The sequence below is a fragment of the Stenotrophomonas sp. 3(2025) genome, assembly GCF_052665395.1.
In genome coordinates this window covers 14000-34742 of sequence record NZ_JBQOIF010000005.1, presented here as the reverse complement: position 1 = coordinate 34742, position 20743 = coordinate 14000, and the positions used below count along the sequence as shown (strand labels likewise).

Here is a 20743-nt window from a genome sequence, read left to right as displayed (position 1 = left end):
ATGGCAGCCCCGCCGCCCCCGGCGCGGGCCTGCCGGCCGTGTCCACGGCCCTCCCTTCCGAATGGCCCGGCCCCCTGCCGTGCCTGACCACCTGCGAACCGATCCCGTGAAATTTTTTGTCTCCTGCGCCAAGGGCCTGGAATACCTGCTTGCCGATGAGCTGTCGGCCCTGGGCCTGGAAAAGGCCACTGCCACCATCGCCGGCGTCAACGCCGATGGCGAACTGGAGCAGGCGCTGCGGATCGTGATGTGGTCGCGGCTGGCCAGCCGCGTGCTGTGGCCGATCGACGAATTCGAATGCCCGGACGAGCAGGCGCTGTACGACGGCGTGCGTGCGCTGCCGTGGCACGAACACATCAGGCCCGAGATGACCCTAGCGGTGGACGCACATGTGTCCGGCGACAAGATCACCCATGCCCGTTTCGCCGCGCAGCGGATCAAGGACGCCATCGTCGACCGCATGCGTGACGAAGGGCTGGAGCGCCCTTCGGTCAACACCGACCTGCCGGACGTGCGCGTCAACCTGTCGCTGCGCAAGGGCCGCGCCTCGCTGTCGATCGACCTCGGCGGCGGCCCGCTGCATCGCCGTGGCTGGCGCGGTGCGGCGCATGACGCGCCGTTGAAGGAAAACCTGGCTGCCGCGCTGCTGATGCGCGCACAGTGGCCGCGCCTGCACGCTGCCGGTGGCGGCCTGCTGGACCCGATGTGCGGCAGCGGCACCCTGCTGATCGAAGGCGCGCTGATGGCGGCCGATGTCGCCCCCGGCCTGATGCGCCATGGCAGCCTGCCGCCGAGCCGCTGGCTGGGCTTCGACAAGGCTGCCTGGAAAACCATCCAGAGCGAAGCGCGTGATCGCGAAGCGACCGGCCTTGCCGCGCTGAAGCCGGTCATCCACGGCAGCGACATCGACCCGGTGGCGATCCAGGCCGCGCGCGAGAACGCCGAAGTTGCCGGCGTCGCCCATGCCATCCGCTTCACCCGCGCCGATGTGGCTGACCTGCCCACCCCGGAGCAGGAGATCGGCGCGGTGGTCTGCAACCCGCCGTATGACGAGCGCCTGGCCGCCGATCCGGCGCTGTACCGCAAGCTGGGCAATGCCCTGCAGAAGGCCGTGCCGCAGTGGCGCGCCAGCCTGCTGTGCGGCAATGACGAACTGGCGTTCGCCACCGGCCTGCGTGCGGGCAAGAAGTACCAGATGTTCAATGGTGCGCTGGAATGCGCACTGATCGTCTGCGATCCGATCGCGGTGCCGGGCCGCGACCCGGCACAGGTGCGCGAGCTGAGCGAAGGCGCGCAGATGGTGGCCAACCGCCTGCGCAAGAACCTGAAGAAGTTCAAGAGCTGGCGCGCGCGCGAAGGCATCACCTGTTTCCGTGCCTACGATGCCGATCTGCCGGAATACGCAGCGGCCATCGACGTGTACGAGGAAGATGGCGGCCAGCGCCGCACGTTCCTGCATGTGCAGGAATACGCTGCACCGGCCGCGATTCCCGAGAACGACGTGCGCCGCCGCCGCAATGAACTGCTGGCCGCTGCGCGCGAGGTGTTCGGCGTGCCGCCGGAACAGGTATCGATGAAATCGCGTGAACGTGGCAAGGGCGGCAGCAAGTACGGCCGTTTCGAGCAGCGCGATGAGTTCCTCGTGGTACGCGAGAACAACGCGCTGCTGCAGGTGAACCTGTTCGACTATCTCGATACCGGTCTGTTCCTCGACCATCGCCCGCTGCGCCGGCTGATGGCCGAGCAGGCGCGCGGCAAGCGCTTCCTCAACCTGTTCTGCTACACCGGCGTGGCCAGCGTGCAGGCGGCGGTGGCCGGTGCGGCCAGCACCACCAGCGTCGATCTGTCGGCCACCTACCTGCAGTGGTGCTACGACAACCTGGCCTTGAACGGGCAGGGCGGCAATCAGCACCTGCTGGTGCAGGCCGATGCGATGGCCTGGCTGGAAGGCGATCGCGGCCAGTACGACGTGATCTTCTGCGACCCGCCGACGTTCTCCAACTCGGCCCGCGCCGAGGACTTCGACGTACAGCGCGAGCAGGTGAAGATGCTGCGTGCGGCCGTCGCGCGACTGGCGCCGGGTGGCGTGCTGTACTTCTCCAACAACTTCCGCCGCTTCAAGCTGGAAGAGAACGCCATCGCCGAATTCGCCCAGTGCCGCGAGATCAGCGCCAGCACCATCGGCCCGGATTTCGAGCGCAACGCGCGCATCCATCGTGCGTGGGAGCTGAAGCGCCTGGCGTGACGCGTCGCCGGGCATGGCCCGGCGCTACCCACGTGCGCGCAGAACGGTAGCGCCGGGCCATGCCCGGCGAGCGTGGGTCCGGTAGATCCACGCCATGCGTGGATGAGAGCCGTAGTAGATCCACGCCATGCGTGGATGCGGCCCACCGCACGGGTTACAACAGCGCCACCACCAGCCCGATCACCGGCAACGCGATCGCCAGCGGCGCGATCCATTTCGGCCGGTACGGGTACAGCGCGAACGCCAGCACGATTCCACCCAGGGTGAGCGCGCCGAGCCACAGCACCGGGCCCATCGCCCAGCCGTGGTCGACCACGCACAGTGCGAAAGCCACCGTCAGCAGTACCCAGCCCAGCACCCGCCATTGCGTGCGCCGTGCCGGTGATGCCGCGGATTTGCCGTGCAGTTCCTGCTGATGCTTTTCCATCGCCAGCGACAGCGCGGTGAACGCCGTGAACGACAACCCCAGTACCAGCAGCATCATGCGCTGGCCTCCGCTTCCACTGCATCGGCCGGTGCCTTCGTCGCTGCAGCGGCCGCCGCGCGTTTCTTCTTCTCGGCGGCAGTCAGCGGCGGCGTCCAGCGTTGCATGCGCCAGCCGCACAGGGCCAGCATGGCGCCGAAGGCGATCATCGACAGGTCGAAACCGGCCAATGCCCAGTCACCGTTGAACAAGGTGACGCCCAGGTGCGCGTGGGTGGTCAGCGCGTTCACTACCGGAATCAGCGCGAACGCGGCCGCGCCGATGTACAGCTGCCACGCCCACATCATCCGCTTGGGCCAGATGAAGGCTGCCAGCAGCGAGGCGCCCCACGCGTAGAAGAACACGTTCGCTTCGGCGTTGGAGCGCTCGGCCAAGCCCAGCGGCAGCAGGCGGTTGCCCCAGAAATAGGCGGCAAAGGCGATCGGCAGACCGGCCACGGCGCCGATGTTCAGTGCATCGACCAGGCGCAGGCCGAAGCCGGTGCGACCGCTCTTGGCATGCTTCGGCCGCTCCTTCACCGCCCACAGCACCACGCCGCTGGCCACCATCAGGCAGCCGGTCAGGCCGGACAGGAAGAACAACGCGCGCAGGCCCCAATCGGCGAAGCGGGCCAGGTGCAGGCCATACAGCACGCCACGGGTGGCGGTGGCGCCACCGGAAGGCGGCGTTTCCTGCAGCAGCGCGCCAGTGACCATGTCATAGCGCAGCGCCGGGGTATCGATGGACAGGCGTTTGCCATCGCGCTGGCGGATGTCGATCACCGCATTGGCGGCACCGGGATTGGCAACGCTGAAACCGGCGACCTCGGTGCCGTGCCAATGCGTGCGGGCACTGTCCAGCAGCTGCCGCAGCGGCAGGGGCGCTGCCTTGCCTTCGGCGGGTGCGGTGACCTCGGGCAGGCCACCAAAGGCCTCCGCGTAGAACGCATCCTGGTCGGTGCCGTACGCCACGTTCACTCCCCACGGCAGGTACATGATCATCAACGTGACGATGCCGGTGTAGGTGATCATCGCGTGGTAAGGCAGGGCCATCACCGCGCTGACGTTGTGGAAGTCCAGCCAGGAACGCAGGCCCTTGTCCTTCCGGAAGGTGAAGAAGTCCTTGAAGATCTTCTTGTGGGTGATCACGCCGGTGATGATGGCCACCAGCATGAACATCGCGCAGAAGCCCACCAGGTAGCGCGCCCACAGCACGGGAATGTAGTGCAGGTCGAAATGCAGGCGGTAGAAGAAGTCGCCGCCACGTGTCTCGCGGGCCTTCAGCTCGGTGCCGGTGTTCGGGTCCAGGGTGGCATCACCGAAGGCGCCGCGTCGGCCCTTGCTGGGGTCGGCCAGCTCGGCCGGCAACCGCCAGAACATCTGCATGGCCGGATTGCGTGGCTGCGGCAGGGTGACGAACCAGCTCTCGGCCTGTGGTGCGTTGGCCAGCAGGTAGTCGGCCGCGCGCTGCGCCGCTTCGTCGGTGCTGACCGTGCTGCGCGGCAGCTCCGGGCGCATCCAGCGGCTGATTTCCTCGCGGTAGTAGCTGGCGGTGCCGGCCATGAAGATCAGCAGCAGCAGCCAGCCGACCAGCAGGCCGGTCCAGGTATGCAGCCAGGCCATGGATTGGCGGAATCCATTCTTCATGCCCACGCTCCCAGCAGGCGCGAAATGCCGGCCAACAGCAGGGTGGGGGCGAGAATGCCGACCCAGGCACGCAGCGCACTGCGCGTGGCGAACGCCCACAGCGCGGCGCAGGCGGCGACCAGGATCGCCAGCAGCATGCCGGTCAGCACGGCCTGGCCGCGCGCGCCCGGCAGCGCCAGCGCACAGAACACCGTGGTCATCGAGGCAAGCGCGTAGCCGCCGAAGATGGAGGCAAGGGATCGGGACAGCACGCCCCATCGCGGGTTGGCGAAGAAGGTGCTGAGGCGGGGGCTGGCGGTTGCGGGCGAGCGGTCCACGGCGGTCCTGCAGGTTGAATGAAGAGAAGGCCGGCGCAACGAAGCGCGCCGGGGTTGGCCATCCGTGGCCGGGTGCCGGTCGCAGAACCGGCACCATCCATCAGGTCATCAGAGTTTCCAGCGCAGCGTCACGCTGACGTTGCGGGGTTCGCCCCAGTACACGCCCTGGTAGAAGCCGACGTTGTTGTAGTACTTCTTGTCCAGCAGGTTGCTGATGTTGAGCTGGGCGCTGAAGTTCTCGTTGAAGCGGTAGCCACCGGCCAGGTTCAGCAGGTAGAACGCGTCCTGGGTGATGCGCGCACTTTCGGTGCGGCCGGTGCTCAGGTAGTCGGCCGTCGGCTTGGTGCTGTTGTTCCAGATGCGGCTCTGCCAGGTCACGCCGCCGCCCAGCCAGAAGCGGCCTTCGATGCCGCCCGGCCGCCAGCTGGTGTTGAGGCGGAAGGTTTCCTGCGGGGTGGTGGTCCGTTGCAGCACACCCGCGGCGTTGCGGATCCGGGTACGGGCGAAACCGGCCGAGATGTTCCACTGCTCGCCGATGCTGCCCTGGGTTTCCAGTTCCCAACCCTTCACCTTGTTGCCCTTGCCGGTCGAGCGATAGGCCTGGCCGCCGTCGGGCAGCGAGTTCAGCGGCACCGAATCATCGATCTCGGCCACGTTGTCCTGCTTGCCCTCAAACACGGCGGCCGAGGCGTTCAGCAGGCCACCGAAGAATTCGGCCTTGACGCCAGCCTCGTACATGTCGCCGACCACCGGCTCAAGGTAGTTGCCGTTGCGGTCGCGGTAGTTCTGCGGCTTGAAGATGTCGGTGTAGCTGACATAACCGCTGAACATCGAATTGAAGTCGTAGACCAGGCCGGCGTACGGGGTCAGCGTGTCGTCGGGCTTGTAGCCGGTGCGGGTGGTGCGGTTGCGGTTGCCGTTGGTGTCGTAGCCGTAGCCCCACTGGCGGGTTTCCCAGCTGCCATAGCGGGCGCCGACCACGGCCAGCAGCGGGTCGGCCAGGCGCAGGCGCGCGGCGATGTAGGCGGCGCGCTGGCGCAGCTCGTTTTCCGAGGAAAGACGGCCATAGCGTGTCACCGGCAGGACCGGCACCTTGCCGGTCCAGTTGCGCCAGTCGGGAACCTGCATGTAGCCCGGTGCGCTGGTGTCGAAGCTGGTCGCTTCGGATTCGCCCTTGCGCACGGACTGGCCCAGCCCGAACGCCAGTTCATGCTCGCGGCCGAACAGCTGGAACGGGCCGCCGACGTTGACGTCGAACACGTCCATCGTGCTGTGTTCGTTGAAGTGCGAGACGTAGGCGGTGACGCCGGTGCCGTCCGCGCGCGGGTAGCCGGCTGCGCCGTACCAGACGCTGCCATCGGTATCACGCACGGCATGGCTGACGCTGCCCTTCAGCGACCAGCCGCTGCCCAGCTGCTGTTCGAGGCGGGCGAAGGTGGTCTTTTCAATGATCGGCCATTCGCTCCACGACGCCGACAGATTGGTCGAGCGCGGCAGGTTGGCCGGGTTGCCGTCAGCACCCCAGTAAGGCACCACGCCCCAGGTAACGCCCGTGGTGTGCGGTGACTGGTATTCATAGCCCAGTTCGAACAGGGTGCTGTCGGTCAGGTCGGCCTGGACGATGCCGTAGAACACGTCCTTGTCGAGCTTGTAGACATCGCGGAACGAATCGCTCTGCTGCTTGGCCGCGACCACGCGTGCGCGGATGCGCCCGTCCCAGGCCACGGGACCGCCCAGGTCGGCTTCCAGGCGCTGGTTACCCCAGCGCCCCATGGTCAGGTTGCTGCTCATCTGGAAGGTGTCGGTGGGGCGCTTGCGCACCATGCTGATGGTGCCGGACGGATCACCAGCGCCCGTGGTCAGGCCGGTGGCGCCGCGGATCACTTCGATGCGTTCGTAGATGACGTTGTCGGTGTTGGTCTTGATCGACCCACCGAAAGTGTTGAGCATCCCGTCGATCTGGAAGTTCTCGATCGTGTAGCCACGCGAAACATAGCTGATGCGCTCGCTGTCGGTGACCGACACGCTGACCCCGGTGACCTGGCCCATCACGTCGGACAACGAGAACAACCCCATGTCATCCAGCCGTTGCCGGGTGATGACGGTGACCGACTGCGGCGTCTCGCGCAGCGACAGATCCAGCTTGGTCGCGCTGCGGGTGTTCTTCACCGTGTAGCCGTTTGCGATCTCGCCGTAAGCGGTCACCTTCACCGTGTCCAGCGTGCGCGCATCGGCAGCGAGCGGTGCATCGGCGTGGGCCAGCGGAGCGATCATCACAGCGGTCAGGGCCAGGGCCAGCAGGGTTGGGCGGGGAGTATTCAGGGGAGAAGCCATCGGTGCGATTCCATGCAGGACAAAAAACAGGCGATGGCAAACGCACCCACGGCAGCCATGCGCTCCGCGCACGTCACCCAGCGTGATTCCCATCGACGGCGCGCCACCTGCGGCAGGCAGGCGACCCAGTGGTCGGGGGATGTACACGGGCGAAGGGGCGGGTGGGCGCGTGCTTCCGTGCCCCGCTTGGCTAAGCGTACAACCGATTAGTAAATGATAGGCATTCGCATTTCGTTAAGCAAGCGTGACAGCCCCATTCGTCCCCCGAACATGCGGATCCAAGCCGCTGTGCCTTTGGCCGGACACCTGTCGGAGGTGGGGTGGGTCCGGTGGCGGGGGCGTGAGCGCCATGGGCCCGAGGCATGCGTCGGGCGGGTTGGGCAGGACGCCCAACCCTGGGCTTGCCGTGTGCGCAGGACGGCGCACACGAGCAAGGCGCGATCGAGCCTACCAAGGACCTATTTACGGCGTCCCCCGGCGGCGGACCCACCCCGCCATCTCACGGAATCCCGCTGTTGCCGTTTGCTTCGGTTGTTGCTGTCGCCTCTGCGGGTGCCGGGCGCAGCCCGGCCAACCCCCTCAGAACCGGAACAGCACCGTCGCCGCATGCAGCAGCAGCCCGATCAGCCCACCCACCAGGGTGCCGTTGAAGCGGATGAACTGCAGGTCGCGGCCCACGCTCAGTTCCAGCTGCTCGACCAGATGACGTTCGTCCCAGCTCTTCACCGTTTGCGCGATATGGGTGGTGACGCCCTCGCGCAGGCGCCCGGTGAGCCGCTGCGCACCTTCCAGCAGGTGCTGGTTCAATGCCTCGCGCAACGCCGGGTCCGATTGCAGGCTGTCACCCAGCGAGGCCAGGCTGCGCTGCAGATGACCGACCAGTGCCGAATCCTCGCGCTGCAGATCGCCGCGCAGGCTGGCATGGATGCGCGACCACAGGCCCTGCACGTAGTCCTGCAGGGCAGGGTGGTCGATCATTTCCTGCTTGAGCTGCTCGATGCGCTCGGCCAGTGCCGGGTCTTCGCGCAGGCGCTGCACGTAGTTGCCCAGCCATTGTTCGTAGTCCTGGCGCAGCGGGTGCTGCGGCTCGGACAGCACCTGCTGCAGCTCCTCAAGCACCGCGCGCGCCAGGCGTTCGGCAAGGCTGTCGCCGATCTCATCGATCGGCTTGACCCAGTTCACCGTGCTCGACAGCGTCGGCCATTCGCGCTGGATGTAGCGCACGATCAGCTGCGAGGCGCGCTCCTTCACTTCCGGCTGCTCCAGCCAGCGCCCCAGCCGTTGCAGGCCTTCGTCCAGCACGCGCTGGTGGCGGCCATCGGCGGTCAGCAGGCCCAGCAGTTCGCCGGCGGTGGCTGCGGCGTTCCACTGCCGCAGCTGCTGCACCACGAAGCTGTGCAGCTGCCGCCGCACCGCAGCTTCATCGAAGAAGTCCAGCGCCTGCAGCGCCCAGCCACGGGCCATGTCGGCCAGCATCCGTGAACGCCCGGGATCGGCCAGCCAGCTGCCGAGGCGGCTGGCTGGATCGAATACCTGCAGCTTGGCCAGCAGCACCGTCGGTTCCAGGAACTGGTCACGCACGAACAGGGCCAAGCTGTCGCCGATGCGTTCCTTGCTGCGCGGAATGATCGCCGTATGCGGAATCGGCAGGCCCATCGGCCGCCGGAACAGGGCAACCACCGCGAACCAGTCGGCGAGCGCGCCAACCGCGGCGGCCTCGCAGAAGGCCGAGACCCAGGCCCAGATGCCACGCTCGCCCTGCCAGTGGCTGACCGCGAAACCGGCCAGCATCAGCAGCAGCAGGCCAAGGGCGAGGGTTTTCAGGCGCCGCAGCTGGGCGCGGCGCGGATCGATGGCAGACGTCATGCCCGAAGTCTACCCGTCACCGAATGATGCCGACGCATCGGTAGCGCCGGGCCATGCCCGGCGGCGCTTCAGGCGCCGCTGCGCTCGCCGGGCATGGCCCGGCGCTACCCACCCGTTACAGCGTTTCCAGCTGCCTGCGCAGATGGGCCAGCTGTGCGCGCAGGGTGTCGTTCTCGCGGGTCAGGGCAACCACGCGGCGGCGCAGCGCCGGGGCATCCTCGCCAAGCTGCTCCAGTGCGGCCAGCACCTCGGCATCGCGGCTGGCGATCTCATCCTCGTTGGCCTCTTCGAAGTCCATTTCCGCCGACTCCGGTTCAGGCTTCGGCGCACGCGGCTTGCGCTTGGACTCACGCACGCGCTTTGCAGCCTGCTTCAGTTCATCCTTGCCACCGGCAGCCGCCGCGCGCTGCTCTTCTTCCGGCAGGTCGGCCACGGCGGCGGCGGCGCTGATCGAGATCACGCCGGCCTTCACCGCTTCCACCACCTCGGCCGCAGCCTGGGCGTGGATGCGCTCGATCATGCCCACCTGGCTGGTGCTCAGCTTGGCTTCGCGGGCCAGTTCGGCGCGGCTGATCTTCGGCGCCGGTTCCCACGGCGGGCTGTCTTCGCCGGCCTCGTCGGCGGGCTCGGCGGTGCCGTCGCTTTCGCGCTGCAGCTGCGCCTGTTCGACCTGCTTGCGCGCGGACAGGATGTCGCGCTTGCGCAGGGCCAGCACGCCGCGCTGGAAATCGGAAACGCTGCGCCGGCCCAGGTGCTGTTCGATCATCCACAGGTGCACGTCTTCCATGCTCTGGAAGCGGGTGTTCTGCACGGTGTTGAACGGCAGGCCATGCTTCTGGCAGATGCCGAAGCGGTTGTGTCCATCCACCAGCACGTCGCCCCACAGTACCAGCGCATCGCGGCAGCCTTCGGCGAGGATGCTGCGCTCCAGCGCCTCGTGTTCGTCGGCGGTGAGCGGGTCGATGTAGGCCTTGAGTTCTTCTTTGACGACGATGTTCATGGGCACGGCAACAGGCAGGAGCGGAACCGCCCATTGTACCCGCTCACCAGCACCGGCCTGGCCTCAGGCGGTGGCCCGGATCATCTCGCCCAGGGTGCCGGTGATCTGGTCGATCTGTGCCTTGTCCACGATCAGCGGCGGTGACAGCGCGATGATGTCGCCGGTACAGCGCACCAGCAGGCGCCCGTCGTGGAAGCAGCGGCGGAACACCTCGTAGCCACGGCTGCCGGGAGCGTCCTTGCGCGGTGCCAGCTCCACCGCACCGACCAGGCCGAAGTTGCGGATGTCGATCACGTTCGGCAACCCCTGCAGGGCGTGCAGGCGCTCCTGCCAGTATTCGCCCAGCTCGATCGCGCGCTCGAACAACCGTTCCTCGGCGTAGATGTCCAGCGTGGCCAACGCCGCCGCGCAGGCCAAGGGGTGGCCCGAATAGGTATAGCCATGGAACAGCTCGATGGCCTGTGGCGGACCCTGCATGAAGCTGGCATGCACGCTGTCGCCGACCAGCACGCCTCCCAGCGGCACCGCGCCGTTGCTGGCTCCCTTGGCGAAGGTCAACAGGTCCGGGGTGACCCCGAAACGCTGCGCGGCGAACGCCATGCCAACCCGGCCGAAGCCGGTGATGACCTCATCGAACACCAGCAGGATGCCGTGCTGGTCGCAGATCTCGCGCAGTCGTTGCAGATAGCCCGGCGCCGGCAGGATCACCCCGGCCGAGCCGGCGATGGGTTCAACGAACACCGCGGCAATGGTGGACGGATCGTGCAGGGCGATCAGCCGTTCCAGATCGTCGGCCAGCTCGGCGCCCTGGCGTGGCAGGCCCTTGCTGAACGCATTGCGTGACAGGTCCAGGGTATGCCGCAGGTAGTCCACGCCGCCGAGCTGCAGGCCGAACTGGCGACGGTTGTTGGGCAGCCCGCCCAGTGCCATGCCGCCGAAGCCGACCCCGTGGTAGGCCTTCTCGCGGCTGATGAAGCGCGTGCGCTGTCCCTCGCCGCGCAGGCGGTGGTGGGCCAGCACGATCTTCATCGCTGAATCCACCGCCTCCGAACCCGAGCTGGTGAAGAACACGTGGTTCAACCCGGCCGGGGCCAGTGCCGCCAGCCGCTGCGCCAGGGCGAAGGCCGGCGGCGAACCCATCTGGAAGGCCGGCGAGTAATCGAGGGTGGCGGCCTGCTCGGCGATCGCGTCGACGATGCGTCGGCGGGCGTGCCCTGCATTGCAGCACCACAGGCCAGCGGTGCCATCGAGGATGGTGCGCCCATCGATGTCCTCGTAGTGCATGCCCTCGGCACGTACCAGCATGCGCGGCGCGCCCTTGTACTGGCGGTTGGCAGTGAACGGCATCCAGTACGCGTCCAGTGAATCGGGGCGCTGGGTGGCCAGGTCGTGCAGGTCGCTTGCAGGGGTTTTCATGCCGGCTCCATCGGGTCCGATGGTTGCGACTCTAGCGCAGCCGCGTCACGGTTCTGTCGGCAGGCATGGCCCAGCGCTACCGTTCGGGCCTCGACCTTGTGGCAGCGCCGGGCCATGCCCGGCGAGCGCGCAGCGCGGTCGATCACGGTGGGGTCGCGGCCGCGCCGGTATAAACAAGGAACGTTGATTGCTGGAGCGACCCATGGCCGACTTCCCCGACCGCAGCCACTGGCAGGCCCTGCGCAGCCGCGTGGCGATTCCCGGGCAAGCGTTCGTCGATGGCCGCTACGTGGATGCCGCCAGCGGCGCGCGCTTTGATTGCATCAGCCCGATCGACGGGCGCGTACTGGGTGCGGTGGCCGACTGTGATGCGCAGGACGTCGAGCGTGCAGTGGCCTCGGCGCGCCGCACGTTCGAGGCAGGCCACTGGTCGCAGGCCAGCCCCACCCATCGCAAGCGCGTGCTGCTGGCGCTGGCCGCGCTGGTGGAGACGCACGCCGATGAGCTGGCCCTGCTGGAAACGCTGGACATGGGCAAGCCGATCCGCGATGCGCGTCGCATCGATCTGCCCGGCGTGGTGCGCTGCCTGACCTGGACCGCTGAAGCGGTGGACAAGCTGTACGGTGAAATCGCCCCCACCGGTCCGCGCGAGCTGGGCCTGGTCACGCGCGAGGCCGCAGGCGTGGTGGCGGCCATCGTGCCGTGGAATTTTCCGCTGCTGATGGCGTGCTGGAAGATCGCGCCGGCATTGGCGATGGGAAATTCAGTAGTGCTGAAACCCTCCGAGCGCTCGCCACTGAGTGCGTTGCGGCTGGCCGCACTGGCGGCCGAAGCGGGATTGCCGGACGGCGTGCTCAACGTGTTGCCCGGTCACGGCTCACGCGTGGGCGAGCCGCTGGCCCTGCACATGGACGTGGACGTGCTGGCCTTCACCGGCTCCACCGCTACCGGCGCCAGGCTGCTCGAATACGCGGGGCGCTCCAACCTCAAGCGGGTCTGGCTGGAATGCGGTGGCAAGAGCCCGCACGTGGTGTTCGCCGACGCGCCGGACCTGGATGCGGCCGCCAAGGGCGTGGCGCAGGGCATCTTCTTCAACCAGGGCGAAGTCTGCACCGCCGGTTCGCGGTTGCTGGTGCAGCGTTCGATCCGCGATGACTTCGTGCACCAGGTGATCGCCTACGGCCAACGCATGCAGCCCCGCCATCCGCTGGAGGCCGATGCACCGATGGGCGCGCTGGTCGATGCCGCGCACGTGGACAAGGTACTGGCCGATATCGCCCGGGCCGAAGCCGATGGCGCGCGCCTGCTGCTGGGCGGCCAGAGGGCCGAAGTGGAGGCGGGCGGTTGCTATGTGCAGCCGACGGTGTTCGACCAGGTACGCCCGGAACAGGCATTGGCCCGCGAGGAAGTGTTCGGCCCGGTGCTGGCCGTGCTCGGCTTCGATGACGAAGCCGAGGCTGTGCGCTTGGCCAACGACAGTCGCTATGGACTGGCCGCCGGCCTGTGGACGCGGGATCTTGGACGCGCCCATCGCGTAGCCCGCCAACTGCGCGCGGGCAGCGTGTGGGTGAACGGCTGGGACGGCGGTGACATGACGGCACCGTTCGGTGGCTACAAGCAGTCCGGCAACGGCCGCGACAAGTCGCTGCACGCCTTCGACAAGTACAGCGAGATCAAGGCCACCTGGATCCAGCTGTAGACCGCGCTACCGGCAGCTTGCACTGACCTGCAGCACCGCCTCGCGCAGCAACTGCCGGTCCACTTCCTCCACTGCGTTCTGGAAGTAGTGCATGTCCTGCTGGCCCAGCGTGCACGGGTCAACCATGTAGCCCGGTGGCCAGGTGCCGAGCATCTGGGCAACACCCTGCAGGATCTGCTCGGGCGTCATTTGCCGGTGGATCCGGAAAGGTGGGCGACGGGGGGCGAACGCCGCATGCACCTCACGGCGGCCGATCAGCTTTGCGGCCACACCCTCGGCAGTGATGCCATCGCCACCATCGATGCTGCCAGCCGGCAGCCTCAGATTCAGTGGTTGGTTGCGCGCAGCCGCGCTGCGTTGCCGATCGACATGCGCTGAGCGCTGCTTGGCCTGCGCAGTAGGAAGCGCGGGGGCGTGCGGAACCTGGTGCGGCGCAGCCGCCGGCCGTGATGCATCGACAACCAGACGGCTCATCGGCGGCGCTTCCGGCGGCAGCCAACGCAGGCTGATCCGCGAATTGTCGTGTGCGATCAAGGCGATGCGCCCCGCATGCAACAGCCACCACAGCATCAGCAGATGCACCAGCAGCACCACCAGCCATGCAGCCAGGCGAGGCAGCAGCGGGGAATCGGAGCACGACTGCGGGGCGGCAGAACCCATCGGTGAAGCATCCATGCAGGGACCGGTGGTGCAGCGTAGCGGCCCCCGGGAAAGAATTCGTTGGCCTCGGTGTCGCCTGAAACCATTGCCCCGGCGGGGCGGCCAAGCGTGGCAGAATCGGTCGATCCGCCGTTACCCGCCTTGCCGATGTCGACGATCACCGCTGCCGCGCCACCCGTGAATTCTCCCCGCCGTGTCCTGCTGGCCAGCCTGATCGGCACCACCATCGAGTTCTTCGACTTCTACATCTACGCCACCGCCGCGGTGCTGGTGTTCCCGCACCTGTTCTTCCCGGAAAGCAGCGACCAGGCCGCCTTGCTGCAGTCCCTGGCCACCTTCGCGGTGGCGTTCATCGCACGCCCGGTGGGCTCGGCGGTGTTTGGTCACTTCGGGGACCGTATCGGCCGCAAGGCCACCCTGGTGGCCGCGCTGCTGACCATGGGCCTGTCCACGGTCGCCATCGGCCTGCTGCCCACCCATGCGCAGATCGGCCTGTGGGCGCCGGCACTGCTGGCGCTGTGCCGCTTCGGCCAAGGCCTGGGCCTGGGCGGCGAATGGGGTGGGGCGGTGCTGCTGGCCACCGAGAATGCGCCGCCGGGCAAGCGCGCCTGGTACGGCATGTTCCCGCAGCTGGGTGCACCGATCGGCTTCCTTCTGTCAGCCGGCATCTTTCTGCTGCTCGGTCGCTTTCTGGGCCAGGACGATTTCCTGCAATGGGGCTGGCGCATTCCGTTCGTTGCCAGCGCGCTGCTGGTCGGCCTTGGCCTGTGGGTGCGGCTGAACATCCACGAGACACCGGATTTCAAGCGCGCGCTGGAGCGCAAGGCGCCGGTGCGCCTGCCGATGTGGACGGTGCTGCGCGACCATCCGCTGCCGATGCTGCTGGGCACGCTGGGGGCGTTCGCCACCTTCGTGCTGTTCTACCTGATGACGGTGTTCAGCCTCGGCCATGGCACCGCCGTGCTCGGCTACAGCCGCGAGCAGTTCCTGCTGATGCAGATGGTGGCGATGCTGTTCTTCGCCGCCGGCATCCCGCTGTCGGCGCGCTACGGTGATCGCTGGGGAACGCGCCGCACGATGGCCATCGCCAGCGTGCTGATCATCGGCTTCGGTGTGCTGTTCGCGCCGTTGTTCCAGGCCGGCAGCCCGTGGCTGGTACTGACGTTCCTGTGCCTGGGTCTGTTCCTGATGGGGCTGACCTACGGCCCGTGCGGCACGTTCCTGGCCGAAATCTATCCGGTGGAAGTGCGCTACACCGGTGCCTCGCTGTCGTTCAACCTGGCCGGCATTCTGGGCGCAGCCCCGGCGCCGTACCTGGCGACCTGGCTGGCAGAGCGTTATGGGCTGGTCGCGGTCGGCTACTACCTGTGCCTGACCGCAGTGATCACCTTGTGCGCGCTGCTCGCCCTGCAGCGCCGCCAGCGCTGATCAGCCGAAGAAGCGCTTGAGCGTGCGGCCCAGCCAGCCGCCGCTCTGGTGCTCGCGGGCAAACTGGTTCAGGTGCTGCTTGACCTGTTCGGCATAGGCCTGGTCGTCGCCGCGGATGTGGTTGAACAGCCAGCGCGAGAGCATGGTGCGCAACTCGTCACTGATGTCCTCACCGGCCTGGAAGCGCATGCGGTATTCCGATACCCGCTTGATGAAGACCTCATGCACACGCTTGTGCGCGGCACAGAATGGATAGCCCGCTTCTTCCATCAGCTCTTCTTCGAATGCGAAGTGCGACATGGTGTAGTCCACCACCTCGTCGATCACTTCGCCCACCGCTGCCCGCTGCAGGCTGGTCTGCGCCACGTGCAGGTGGTTGAGCATTTCGATGATGCGGCGGTGTTGCTGATCGATCACATCGATGCCGATGTTCAGATCGTCCTGCCAGACCAGTAGTGCCATCCCCGGCTCCCCTTCATGCTGATGTCGGGGCCGACTGTAGAGGCGCCGCCCACGGGCGGCGTTGATCTGGATCAAGGCATGCCTGTCAGGACAGCGCAGCCTCGCGCGGGCGCAGCGGGCTGGCCACCGTGGTGCAGCTGACCCGGTTGCGGCCTCCGGCCTTGGCCAGGTACAGCTGGCGATCGGCCTCGGAAATCAGCCGGTGCAGCGCATCACGCTGCGGCCGCAGGCAGCACAAGCCGATGCTGACTGTCATGCGCAGCGTGGCACTGCCGATGTCCACTTCCAGCGCGGCGATGCGCTGGCGCAGCTCCTCGAAATAGAGCAGGGCTTCGTCCTGTTCCATGTCCGGCACCAGCAGGCAGAATTCCTCGCCGCCGAAGCGCGCGATCAGGTCCTGGCTTCGCGCGTGGTCGCCGACAGCACGGGCGACCGCGCGCAGTGCATCGTCACCGGCCTCATGGCCGTGGGTGTCGTTGATGTGCTTGAAATGGTCGATGTCGATCATCGCCACCGCCACGCACTGGCCATGCAGCTGCAGTTGCGGCAGCTGGCGCTGGCTCTGTTCCAGGAAGCAGCGGCGGTTGGGCAGGCCGGTGAGGAAATCGCGGGTGGCGAGGTCCTGCAGCGTGCCGATCAGTTCCAGCTGGTCCACATTCTGCGAGACACGGCAGAAGAACTCTTCACGCGAGAAGGGTTTGCGCAGGAAGTCATTGGCGCCGTTCTTCAGGAAGCGCGGAATCAGCGACGCATCGGTATTGCCGGAAATGCCGATCACCGCCACCTTGTCGCGCGAGCGCAGGGTGCGCAGGCGTCGGGTGAACTCCACGCCCTGCATGCCCGGCATCTCCTGATCGACCACGGCCAGGCGGATCGCCGGGTGCGCCTCGATCGCCGCCAGGCCTTCGCTGCCATCGGCTGCCTCGTACACCTCATGACCGTACATGCGCAGCAGGGCGGCGGCATAGCCGCGTGCGGACGGCGAGTCGTCCACCACCAGCGCGGCGATGCGCCGGTTGCGTTCCAGGCGCTGCACCAGCCAGACCAGATAGTCGATGCTGCCCGGAGTGTTCTTCAGCACGTAATCGATGATCTGCTGCTGCAGCACGCGCTTGCGCAGGTCCTCGTCGTACACACCGCTGACCACCACCGTCGGCAGGTTGCGCTTGAGGAAGAACTCGACCACCGCGTCGCGGTCGCCATCGGCCAGCACCAGCCCGGTCAGCACCAGGAACCAGCCGCCTTCTTCACTGAGCAGGCGATCAGCTTCGGCCAGCGAGCTGGCCACCACCACCGGCAGCTCCAGGCGCTGTTCGATGGCTTCGCGCAGCATGCCGGTGAAGGCACGGGAATTTTCCACCAGCAGGATGCGCTGCGGCAGCGGATCGGCCAGGTCGCCATCGACAGCGGCCTGCGGCAGGACGGGCATGATGCGGGCTCACGTGGGAGGGCTCGGCACCGATAGCGGCGGTTTCAGGTGCAACTTTAGGACAAAAACGTCCGTACCCGCCGCCTGGCACATTGATTGGATGGGAAGCGGTTAGTATCTGCTGGAGGTTCCTGATGTTAACTTCGACCTGGAGGTCACTGTGCGATTTTCATGTTTTGGTGCGACCACTGCATTTTTGATTCTCGCCGCTGCCCCGGCATTCGCGGGCGGTCCGTCGGACTTCCATGGAAAGCCGTTGGCAACTGCTGGACTGGGTCAGGCAAGTCCTGCCGCGATCAATCTCAGTCAAGACCCCAGCTGGCAGCTGTTTGGATTCCAGCGCGATGGGATCACCTATCTACAGGTGAATGACCTGCTCGGAAACGTGCAGTTGATCATCGGCAATGCTGGAGGCACATACTGGGTGCTGCCAGCAGGCAACAACGCGGCCCGGGTTTCGCTGCCCCAGCAGCAGATCCAGATACCGGCAGGTGCCACCCGCTCGCAGATCTACAGCGCCAGTGATTTCTCGCTGGTGCGTTACCGCAGCGGCAGCGACGTTATCTGGTCGGTCGAAACACCTTAAAGACAGTGAGGAGCGCAGCGGCGTCGGGGTCTCCGCGCCGCTGCGATTGCCACGATGGACGCGGCCGAGCAGACCCCGGGCGTCAGGTCTGGGTCTGCGAGTTTCCCTGGCCGAAGGCCGTTACGTGATCCATCGCGTTGAACGATGCCATGCCGAGGGCGGCGGAATCATCCGTTTCCACCATCGCCATCCGTATCCGGTTCCGATGGCACTGCACTGTCCCGCCATACGCAATCGTCCGGCCAGCCAAGCGCTCGACCGTGGCGGTAACGGTGGACGGTGACAGGGTGCGGTATGAATCCAGTAGTGCGACCGTCATCAGGATGCCGCGGCGTCCGCCTGTCTGGCCGCAACGTACGCGGATGCGGATCTGGCCTGATTCACTGTTGATCAACAGCGAAACAGCATCGGTGAGTGCGCGATAGGCGGCTAGCTGCAGGCCGACGCTGAGCTGGCAGGGATCGCCGAGCAGGCGAGGGCGCATCACCCGATGGCTCAGGTCCCAGCTTTCACGTACGCCGCCGGCCTGGAGGGCGACATAGAGCCCGAGATGTTCCAACGCGGCCGGATAGACCATGCTGGTCTGTTCCCTGAACTGTCGCGAATGGACCGAAGCCATGTGCAGAAGGCTGTTCGCTATAGTGGGATGGCCCTGAGCATTGAGCCAGTTCACCACCTCGCTGAGCGAGGTGTCGATACCGTCCCCCAGTTTCCTCAGGTGCCGCGCGCGCTCGCGGAGATCTAGCTCGCTTGCCACCAGTGAATTTCGCGCATGCTTGAGCGCATCCCTTTCACCCACTTCGCCCAATCGCGAACGGTGGTAGTAGTGGGTAATGCGCGACCCCAGCACCAACAGTGCAGCGCCGGTGACCGCCATTATCTGCTGGGTCGCGAAGGCGGCTGGATCGAATGCTCCCGTGTAGGGACTGGGCGTGGTGAGGCCGATGATCAGGTTGAGCGAGGGCACTCCGATCGCCGCACCTCGCCAGCCGTACAGGCAGGTAAGCACGACGACCGGCAGCGCCATCAGCAGCTGCATCGACGTCTTGGCATTGACTTCGTCCAAGGGCAGCTGTGCGGCATACAGACCAATCATCGCCATCATCGTCAGGGCGGCGAGTGCAGGCGGGGCAAAGCCTGACGTCCACCGGGCGTTGCTGGTCCGTCGTGTCCACAGCAACGCGAGCGGCGCAAGGGTCAGAATGCCGATGAAGTCGCCAACCACCAAGCGTGCGATGCTGGCAATCACCGGCATCTCGGGTGGTGTCGGCCAGAGAAGGTGTGCCAGCATCAGATTGAGCGCGGTGACCACCAGCGCCGAAGCCGCCGCGACTGAAATCAGCCACGCATTCTTCGTGGTCACCATCATTTTCCGGTGGAGATGCACGATCAGCATCACGGCAGGCATCAGCAGTGCCGAACCAAGTACGATCCAGGCCAGCCCATACTTCTCGATCATTGGCACGCGCATCTGCGTAAAGTAGGCGTATTCGCCCAGCAGCAGGTATGGCCACCAACGCGGGGGGAACAACAGCACTGCAGCGACGCGGACGCCGGCCGGCAGATAGAACTGGTCGAGCGACAACTGGCGCGACGCCCAGCATGCAATGGCGTACAGCAGCGCAAGGACCAGCCCCGCCGGGCGGATACGCAACTTCAGCTGCAGGCCTTCATTCCACCAGTTCAATCGCACTACCCCTTCACAGTACGTTCCCTGTCAGCATCCATTCGCCGCGGGACCCGGTTCTCAGCGACGGTATCGACACGCGTTCGATTATGCAATCGCCTCAGCGCTCGGCCCGGCAAGTGAGAAAGTCATCACAGGAATACCGGCGGCGACGAGTTTCACAGTTTTCGGCGGGCGGTAGATTCAGCTCGCTTCCTGATCAGCTCACCACAACGCATCCCGCAGCTTGTACCAGGACATGGCCGCCACCAGCAGCGGCATGCGCAGCAGGCGCCCACCGGGGAAGGGGCCATGGCGCAGGCGCTGGAACACGTCCAGCCGCTCGCTCTGGCCAACGATGGCTTCGGCGATCACTTCACCGGCCAGCCCGGCCGCTGCCACGCCGTGGCCGGAGAACCCCTGCGCGAAGTACACATTCCCATCCAGCCGGCCCCAGTGCGGGGCACGGTTGCGGGTGATGTCCACATAACCGCCCCAGACCTGCTGCAGCGGGATGTCGGCCAGTTGCGGGAACACCTCGTGCATGCGCCGCTGCATCACCCGGTGCAGACCCGGCGGCGGCAGCGCGGAATAGCTGGCGCGGCCACCGAACAGCAGGCGGTGGTCATGGCTGAGCCGGAAATAGTCCAGCGCCCAGGCCGTATCGGAGACCGCCATGTTGTTGCCGATCAGGGCACGGGCGCGCTCGGCCCCCAGCGGTGCGCTGGCGCCGATATACGTACCGACCGGCATGATGCGCCGCTCGAGCTCAGGCACCAGCCCTTGCAACAGGGCGTTGCCGGCCACCACCAGCTGCGGCGCGCGCACGCTGCCGTGGTCGGTATGCAGCACCGCATGTGCGCCGCGTTGAATGCGCGTCACCGGCGATTGTTCGTGGATGGCCACCCCGGCTGCGCGCGCGGCATCGGCCAGCCCGCGGGCGTAGGCCAGCGGATGCAGGTGGGCGCTGAGCGGGTCGAACATCGCCGCGCGGTAGCGCGGACTGTCCAGTTGCCCACGCAGGGTATCGCGCTCCCACCACTGCATCGGGTAATCGTAATGTCGCTGCAGGTGTTCGCAGTTGGCGCGCAGGTCGCGCTCGTGGCGTGCGCGGATGGCAACGCTGGCGTGGCCCTCCACCCAATGGCACTCGATGCCATGCCGGTCGATGCGCGCGCGCATCGCCTGTACCGCCTCGCGCGACCAGTCGAAGAGGCGGCGCGCATCCTCGCGGCCGAGCTGGCGTTCCAGCTCGTCCACTTCGCAGCCGTAGCCGACCAGCGCCTGGCCGCCATTGCGGCCCGAGGCTCCCCAGCCGATCCGCTGCGCTTCCAGCACCACCACCCGCTGGCCGCGCAGGGCCAGTTCCAGTGCGGCGGTGAGGCCGGTATAGCCGGCGCCCAGTATCGCCACATCGGCATGCAGTTCACCGCGCAACGGCGGCAATGCGGGCGGTTCGGGCAGGCTGCTGGCGTACCAGCTGGGCGGGAAGGCGGCACTCACCGGCGGCCTCGCACAAGCGGGAA

General features: G+C 66.8%; 16 protein-coding genes. 4 read left to right on the top strand and 12 right to left on the bottom strand.

From position 1 onward, the window contains the following. Positions 1-106: 106 nt before the first annotated feature. Entirely contained in the window at positions 107-2245 is a 2139-nt protein-coding gene (gene rlmKL / locus ACUXVE_RS05430) for a bifunctional 23S rRNA (guanine(2069)-N(7))-methyltransferase RlmK/23S rRNA (guanine(2445)-N(2))-methyltransferase RlmL (protein WP_222390079.1), read from the top strand. A 154-nt stretch (positions 2246-2399) separates the two neighbouring features. Here the strand turns inward: rlmKL and ACUXVE_RS05425 are convergent, their stop codons facing one another. The 7 genes from ACUXVE_RS05425 to ACUXVE_RS05395 form a co-directional block, all read right to left on the bottom strand. Beyond that, positions 2400-2729: a DUF3325 domain-containing protein gene (locus tag ACUXVE_RS05425; protein ID WP_032975662.1), complete on the bottom strand. Its 330-nt coding sequence runs from the start codon at positions 2727-2729 to the stop codon at positions 2400-2402. After that, positions 2726-4354: a PepSY-associated TM helix domain-containing protein gene (locus tag ACUXVE_RS05420; RefSeq protein ID WP_025875359.1), complete on the bottom strand. Its 1629-nt coding sequence runs from the start codon at positions 4352-4354 to the stop codon at positions 2726-2728. Before ACUXVE_RS05420 ends, ACUXVE_RS05425 begins: the two co-directional genes overlap by 4 nt. Beyond that, the gene (locus tag ACUXVE_RS05415) at positions 4351-4671 is read right to left on the bottom strand and encodes a DUF3649 domain-containing protein (protein WP_222390077.1); all 321 of its coding nucleotides are present in this window, start codon (positions 4669-4671) and stop codon (positions 4351-4353) included. The genes ACUXVE_RS05420 and ACUXVE_RS05415 overlap by 4 nt, the downstream gene beginning before the upstream one ends. A gap of 108 nt (positions 4672-4779) precedes the next feature. Further along, on the bottom strand, positions 4780-7005 hold the full coding sequence (locus ACUXVE_RS05410) for a TonB-dependent siderophore receptor (protein WP_445513960.1): 2226 nt from the start codon (positions 7003-7005) through the stop codon (positions 4780-4782). Between the two features lie 579 nt (positions 7006-7584). Then, entirely contained in the window at positions 7585-8871 is a 1287-nt protein-coding gene (locus ACUXVE_RS05405) for a DUF445 domain-containing protein (protein WP_445513959.1), read from the bottom strand. Positions 8872-8986: 115 nt separating this feature from the next. After that, on the bottom strand, positions 8987-9871 hold the full coding sequence (locus ACUXVE_RS05400) for a plasmid replication/partition related protein (protein WP_140226536.1): 885 nt from the start codon (positions 9869-9871) through the stop codon (positions 8987-8989). Between the two features lie 63 nt (positions 9872-9934). Then, complete coding sequence (locus ACUXVE_RS05395; RefSeq protein WP_445513958.1) at positions 9935-11287, bottom strand: aspartate aminotransferase family protein; 1353 nt, start codon at positions 11285-11287, stop codon at positions 9935-9937. 202 nt (positions 11288-11489) lie between these two features. Here ACUXVE_RS05395 and ACUXVE_RS05390 point away from each other — a divergent pair, with 202 nt between their 5' ends. Then, entirely contained in the window at positions 11490-12986 is a 1497-nt protein-coding gene (locus ACUXVE_RS05390) for an aldehyde dehydrogenase (protein ID WP_222390069.1), read from the top strand. Between the two features lie 6 nt (positions 12987-12992). Here ACUXVE_RS05390 and ACUXVE_RS05385 read toward each other — a convergent pair whose 3' ends face one another. Then, positions 12993-13646 (bottom strand): hypothetical protein, encoded by a 654-nt coding sequence (locus ACUXVE_RS05385; RefSeq protein WP_229655671.1) that lies wholly within the window; start codon positions 13644-13646, stop codon positions 12993-12995. Between the two features lie 147 nt (positions 13647-13793). Between ACUXVE_RS05385 and ACUXVE_RS05380 the strand changes: the two genes are divergently transcribed. Beyond that, positions 13794-15074, top strand: coding sequence for an MFS transporter (locus tag ACUXVE_RS05380; protein WP_033830743.1), 1281 nt, complete (start codon positions 13794-13796; stop codon positions 15072-15074). Here the strand turns inward: ACUXVE_RS05380 and ACUXVE_RS05375 are convergent, their stop codons facing one another. Both ACUXVE_RS05375 and ACUXVE_RS05370 read right to left on the bottom strand, forming a co-directional pair. Continuing rightward, positions 15075-15536, bottom strand: coding sequence for a bacteriohemerythrin (locus ACUXVE_RS05375; protein ID WP_025875341.1), 462 nt, complete (start codon positions 15534-15536; stop codon positions 15075-15077). A gap of 85 nt (positions 15537-15621) precedes the next feature. Then, complete coding sequence (locus tag ACUXVE_RS05370; protein ID WP_059063890.1) at positions 15622-16965, bottom strand: diguanylate cyclase; 1344 nt, start codon at positions 16963-16965, stop codon at positions 15622-15624. A 256-nt stretch (positions 16966-17221) separates the two neighbouring features. On the opposite strand from ACUXVE_RS05370, the gene ACUXVE_RS05365 reads away from it, so the two are divergent. Beyond that, the gene (locus tag ACUXVE_RS05365; RefSeq protein ID WP_235189914.1) at positions 17222-17551 is read left to right on the top strand and encodes a hypothetical protein; all 330 of its coding nucleotides are present in this window, start codon (positions 17222-17224) and stop codon (positions 17549-17551) included. A gap of 82 nt (positions 17552-17633) precedes the next feature. On the opposite strand, the gene ACUXVE_RS05360 is transcribed toward ACUXVE_RS05365, so the two are convergent. Beyond that, complete coding sequence (locus ACUXVE_RS05360; RefSeq protein WP_261311936.1) at positions 17634-19244, bottom strand: MASE1 domain-containing protein; 1611 nt, start codon at positions 19242-19244, stop codon at positions 17634-17636. Between the two features lie 198 nt (positions 19245-19442). Continuing rightward, on the bottom strand, positions 19443-20720 hold the full coding sequence (locus tag ACUXVE_RS05355) for an NAD(P)/FAD-dependent oxidoreductase (protein WP_222390063.1): 1278 nt from the start codon (positions 20718-20720) through the stop codon (positions 19443-19445). Positions 20721-20743 lie beyond the last annotated feature (23 nt).

What these genes read in the sequence shown, in the direction of transcription:
- ACUXVE_RS05370 (WP_059063890.1), bottom strand. Translation starts at nt 16,965, where the DNA reads ATGCCCGTCCTGCCGCAGGCCGCTGTCGATGGCGACCTGGCCGATCCG.
- ACUXVE_RS05395 (WP_445513958.1), bottom strand. Translation starts at nt 11,287, where the DNA reads ATGAAAACCCCTGCAAGCGACCTGCACGACCTGGCCACCCAGCGCCCC.
- ACUXVE_RS05380 (WP_033830743.1), top strand. Translation starts at nt 13,794, where the DNA reads ATGTCGACGATCACCGCTGCCGCGCCACCCGTGAATTCTCCCCGCCGT.
- ACUXVE_RS05420 (WP_025875359.1), bottom strand. Translation starts at nt 4,354, where the DNA reads ATGAAGAATGGATTCCGCCAATCCATGGCCTGGCTGCATACCTGGACC.
- ACUXVE_RS05425 (WP_032975662.1), bottom strand. Translation starts at nt 2,729, where the DNA reads ATGATGCTGCTGGTACTGGGGTTGTCGTTCACGGCGTTCACCGCGCTG.
- ACUXVE_RS05375 (WP_025875341.1), bottom strand. Translation starts at nt 15,536, where the DNA reads ATGGCACTACTGGTCTGGCAGGACGATCTGAACATCGGCATCGATGTG.
- ACUXVE_RS05410 (WP_445513960.1), bottom strand. Translation starts at nt 7,005, where the DNA reads ATGGCTTCTCCCCTGAATACTCCCCGCCCAACCCTGCTGGCCCTGGCC.
- ACUXVE_RS05405 (WP_445513959.1), bottom strand. Translation starts at nt 8,871, where the DNA reads ATGACGTCTGCCATCGATCCGCGCCGCGCCCAGCTGCGGCGCCTGAAA.
- ACUXVE_RS05390 (WP_222390069.1), top strand. Translation starts at nt 11,490, where the DNA reads ATGGCCGACTTCCCCGACCGCAGCCACTGGCAGGCCCTGCGCAGCCGC.
- ACUXVE_RS05400 (WP_140226536.1), bottom strand. Translation starts at nt 9,871, where the DNA reads ATGAACATCGTCGTCAAAGAAGAACTCAAGGCCTACATCGACCCGCTC.
- ACUXVE_RS05385 (WP_229655671.1), bottom strand. Translation starts at nt 13,646, where the DNA reads ATGGGTTCTGCCGCCCCGCAGTCGTGCTCCGATTCCCCGCTGCTGCCT.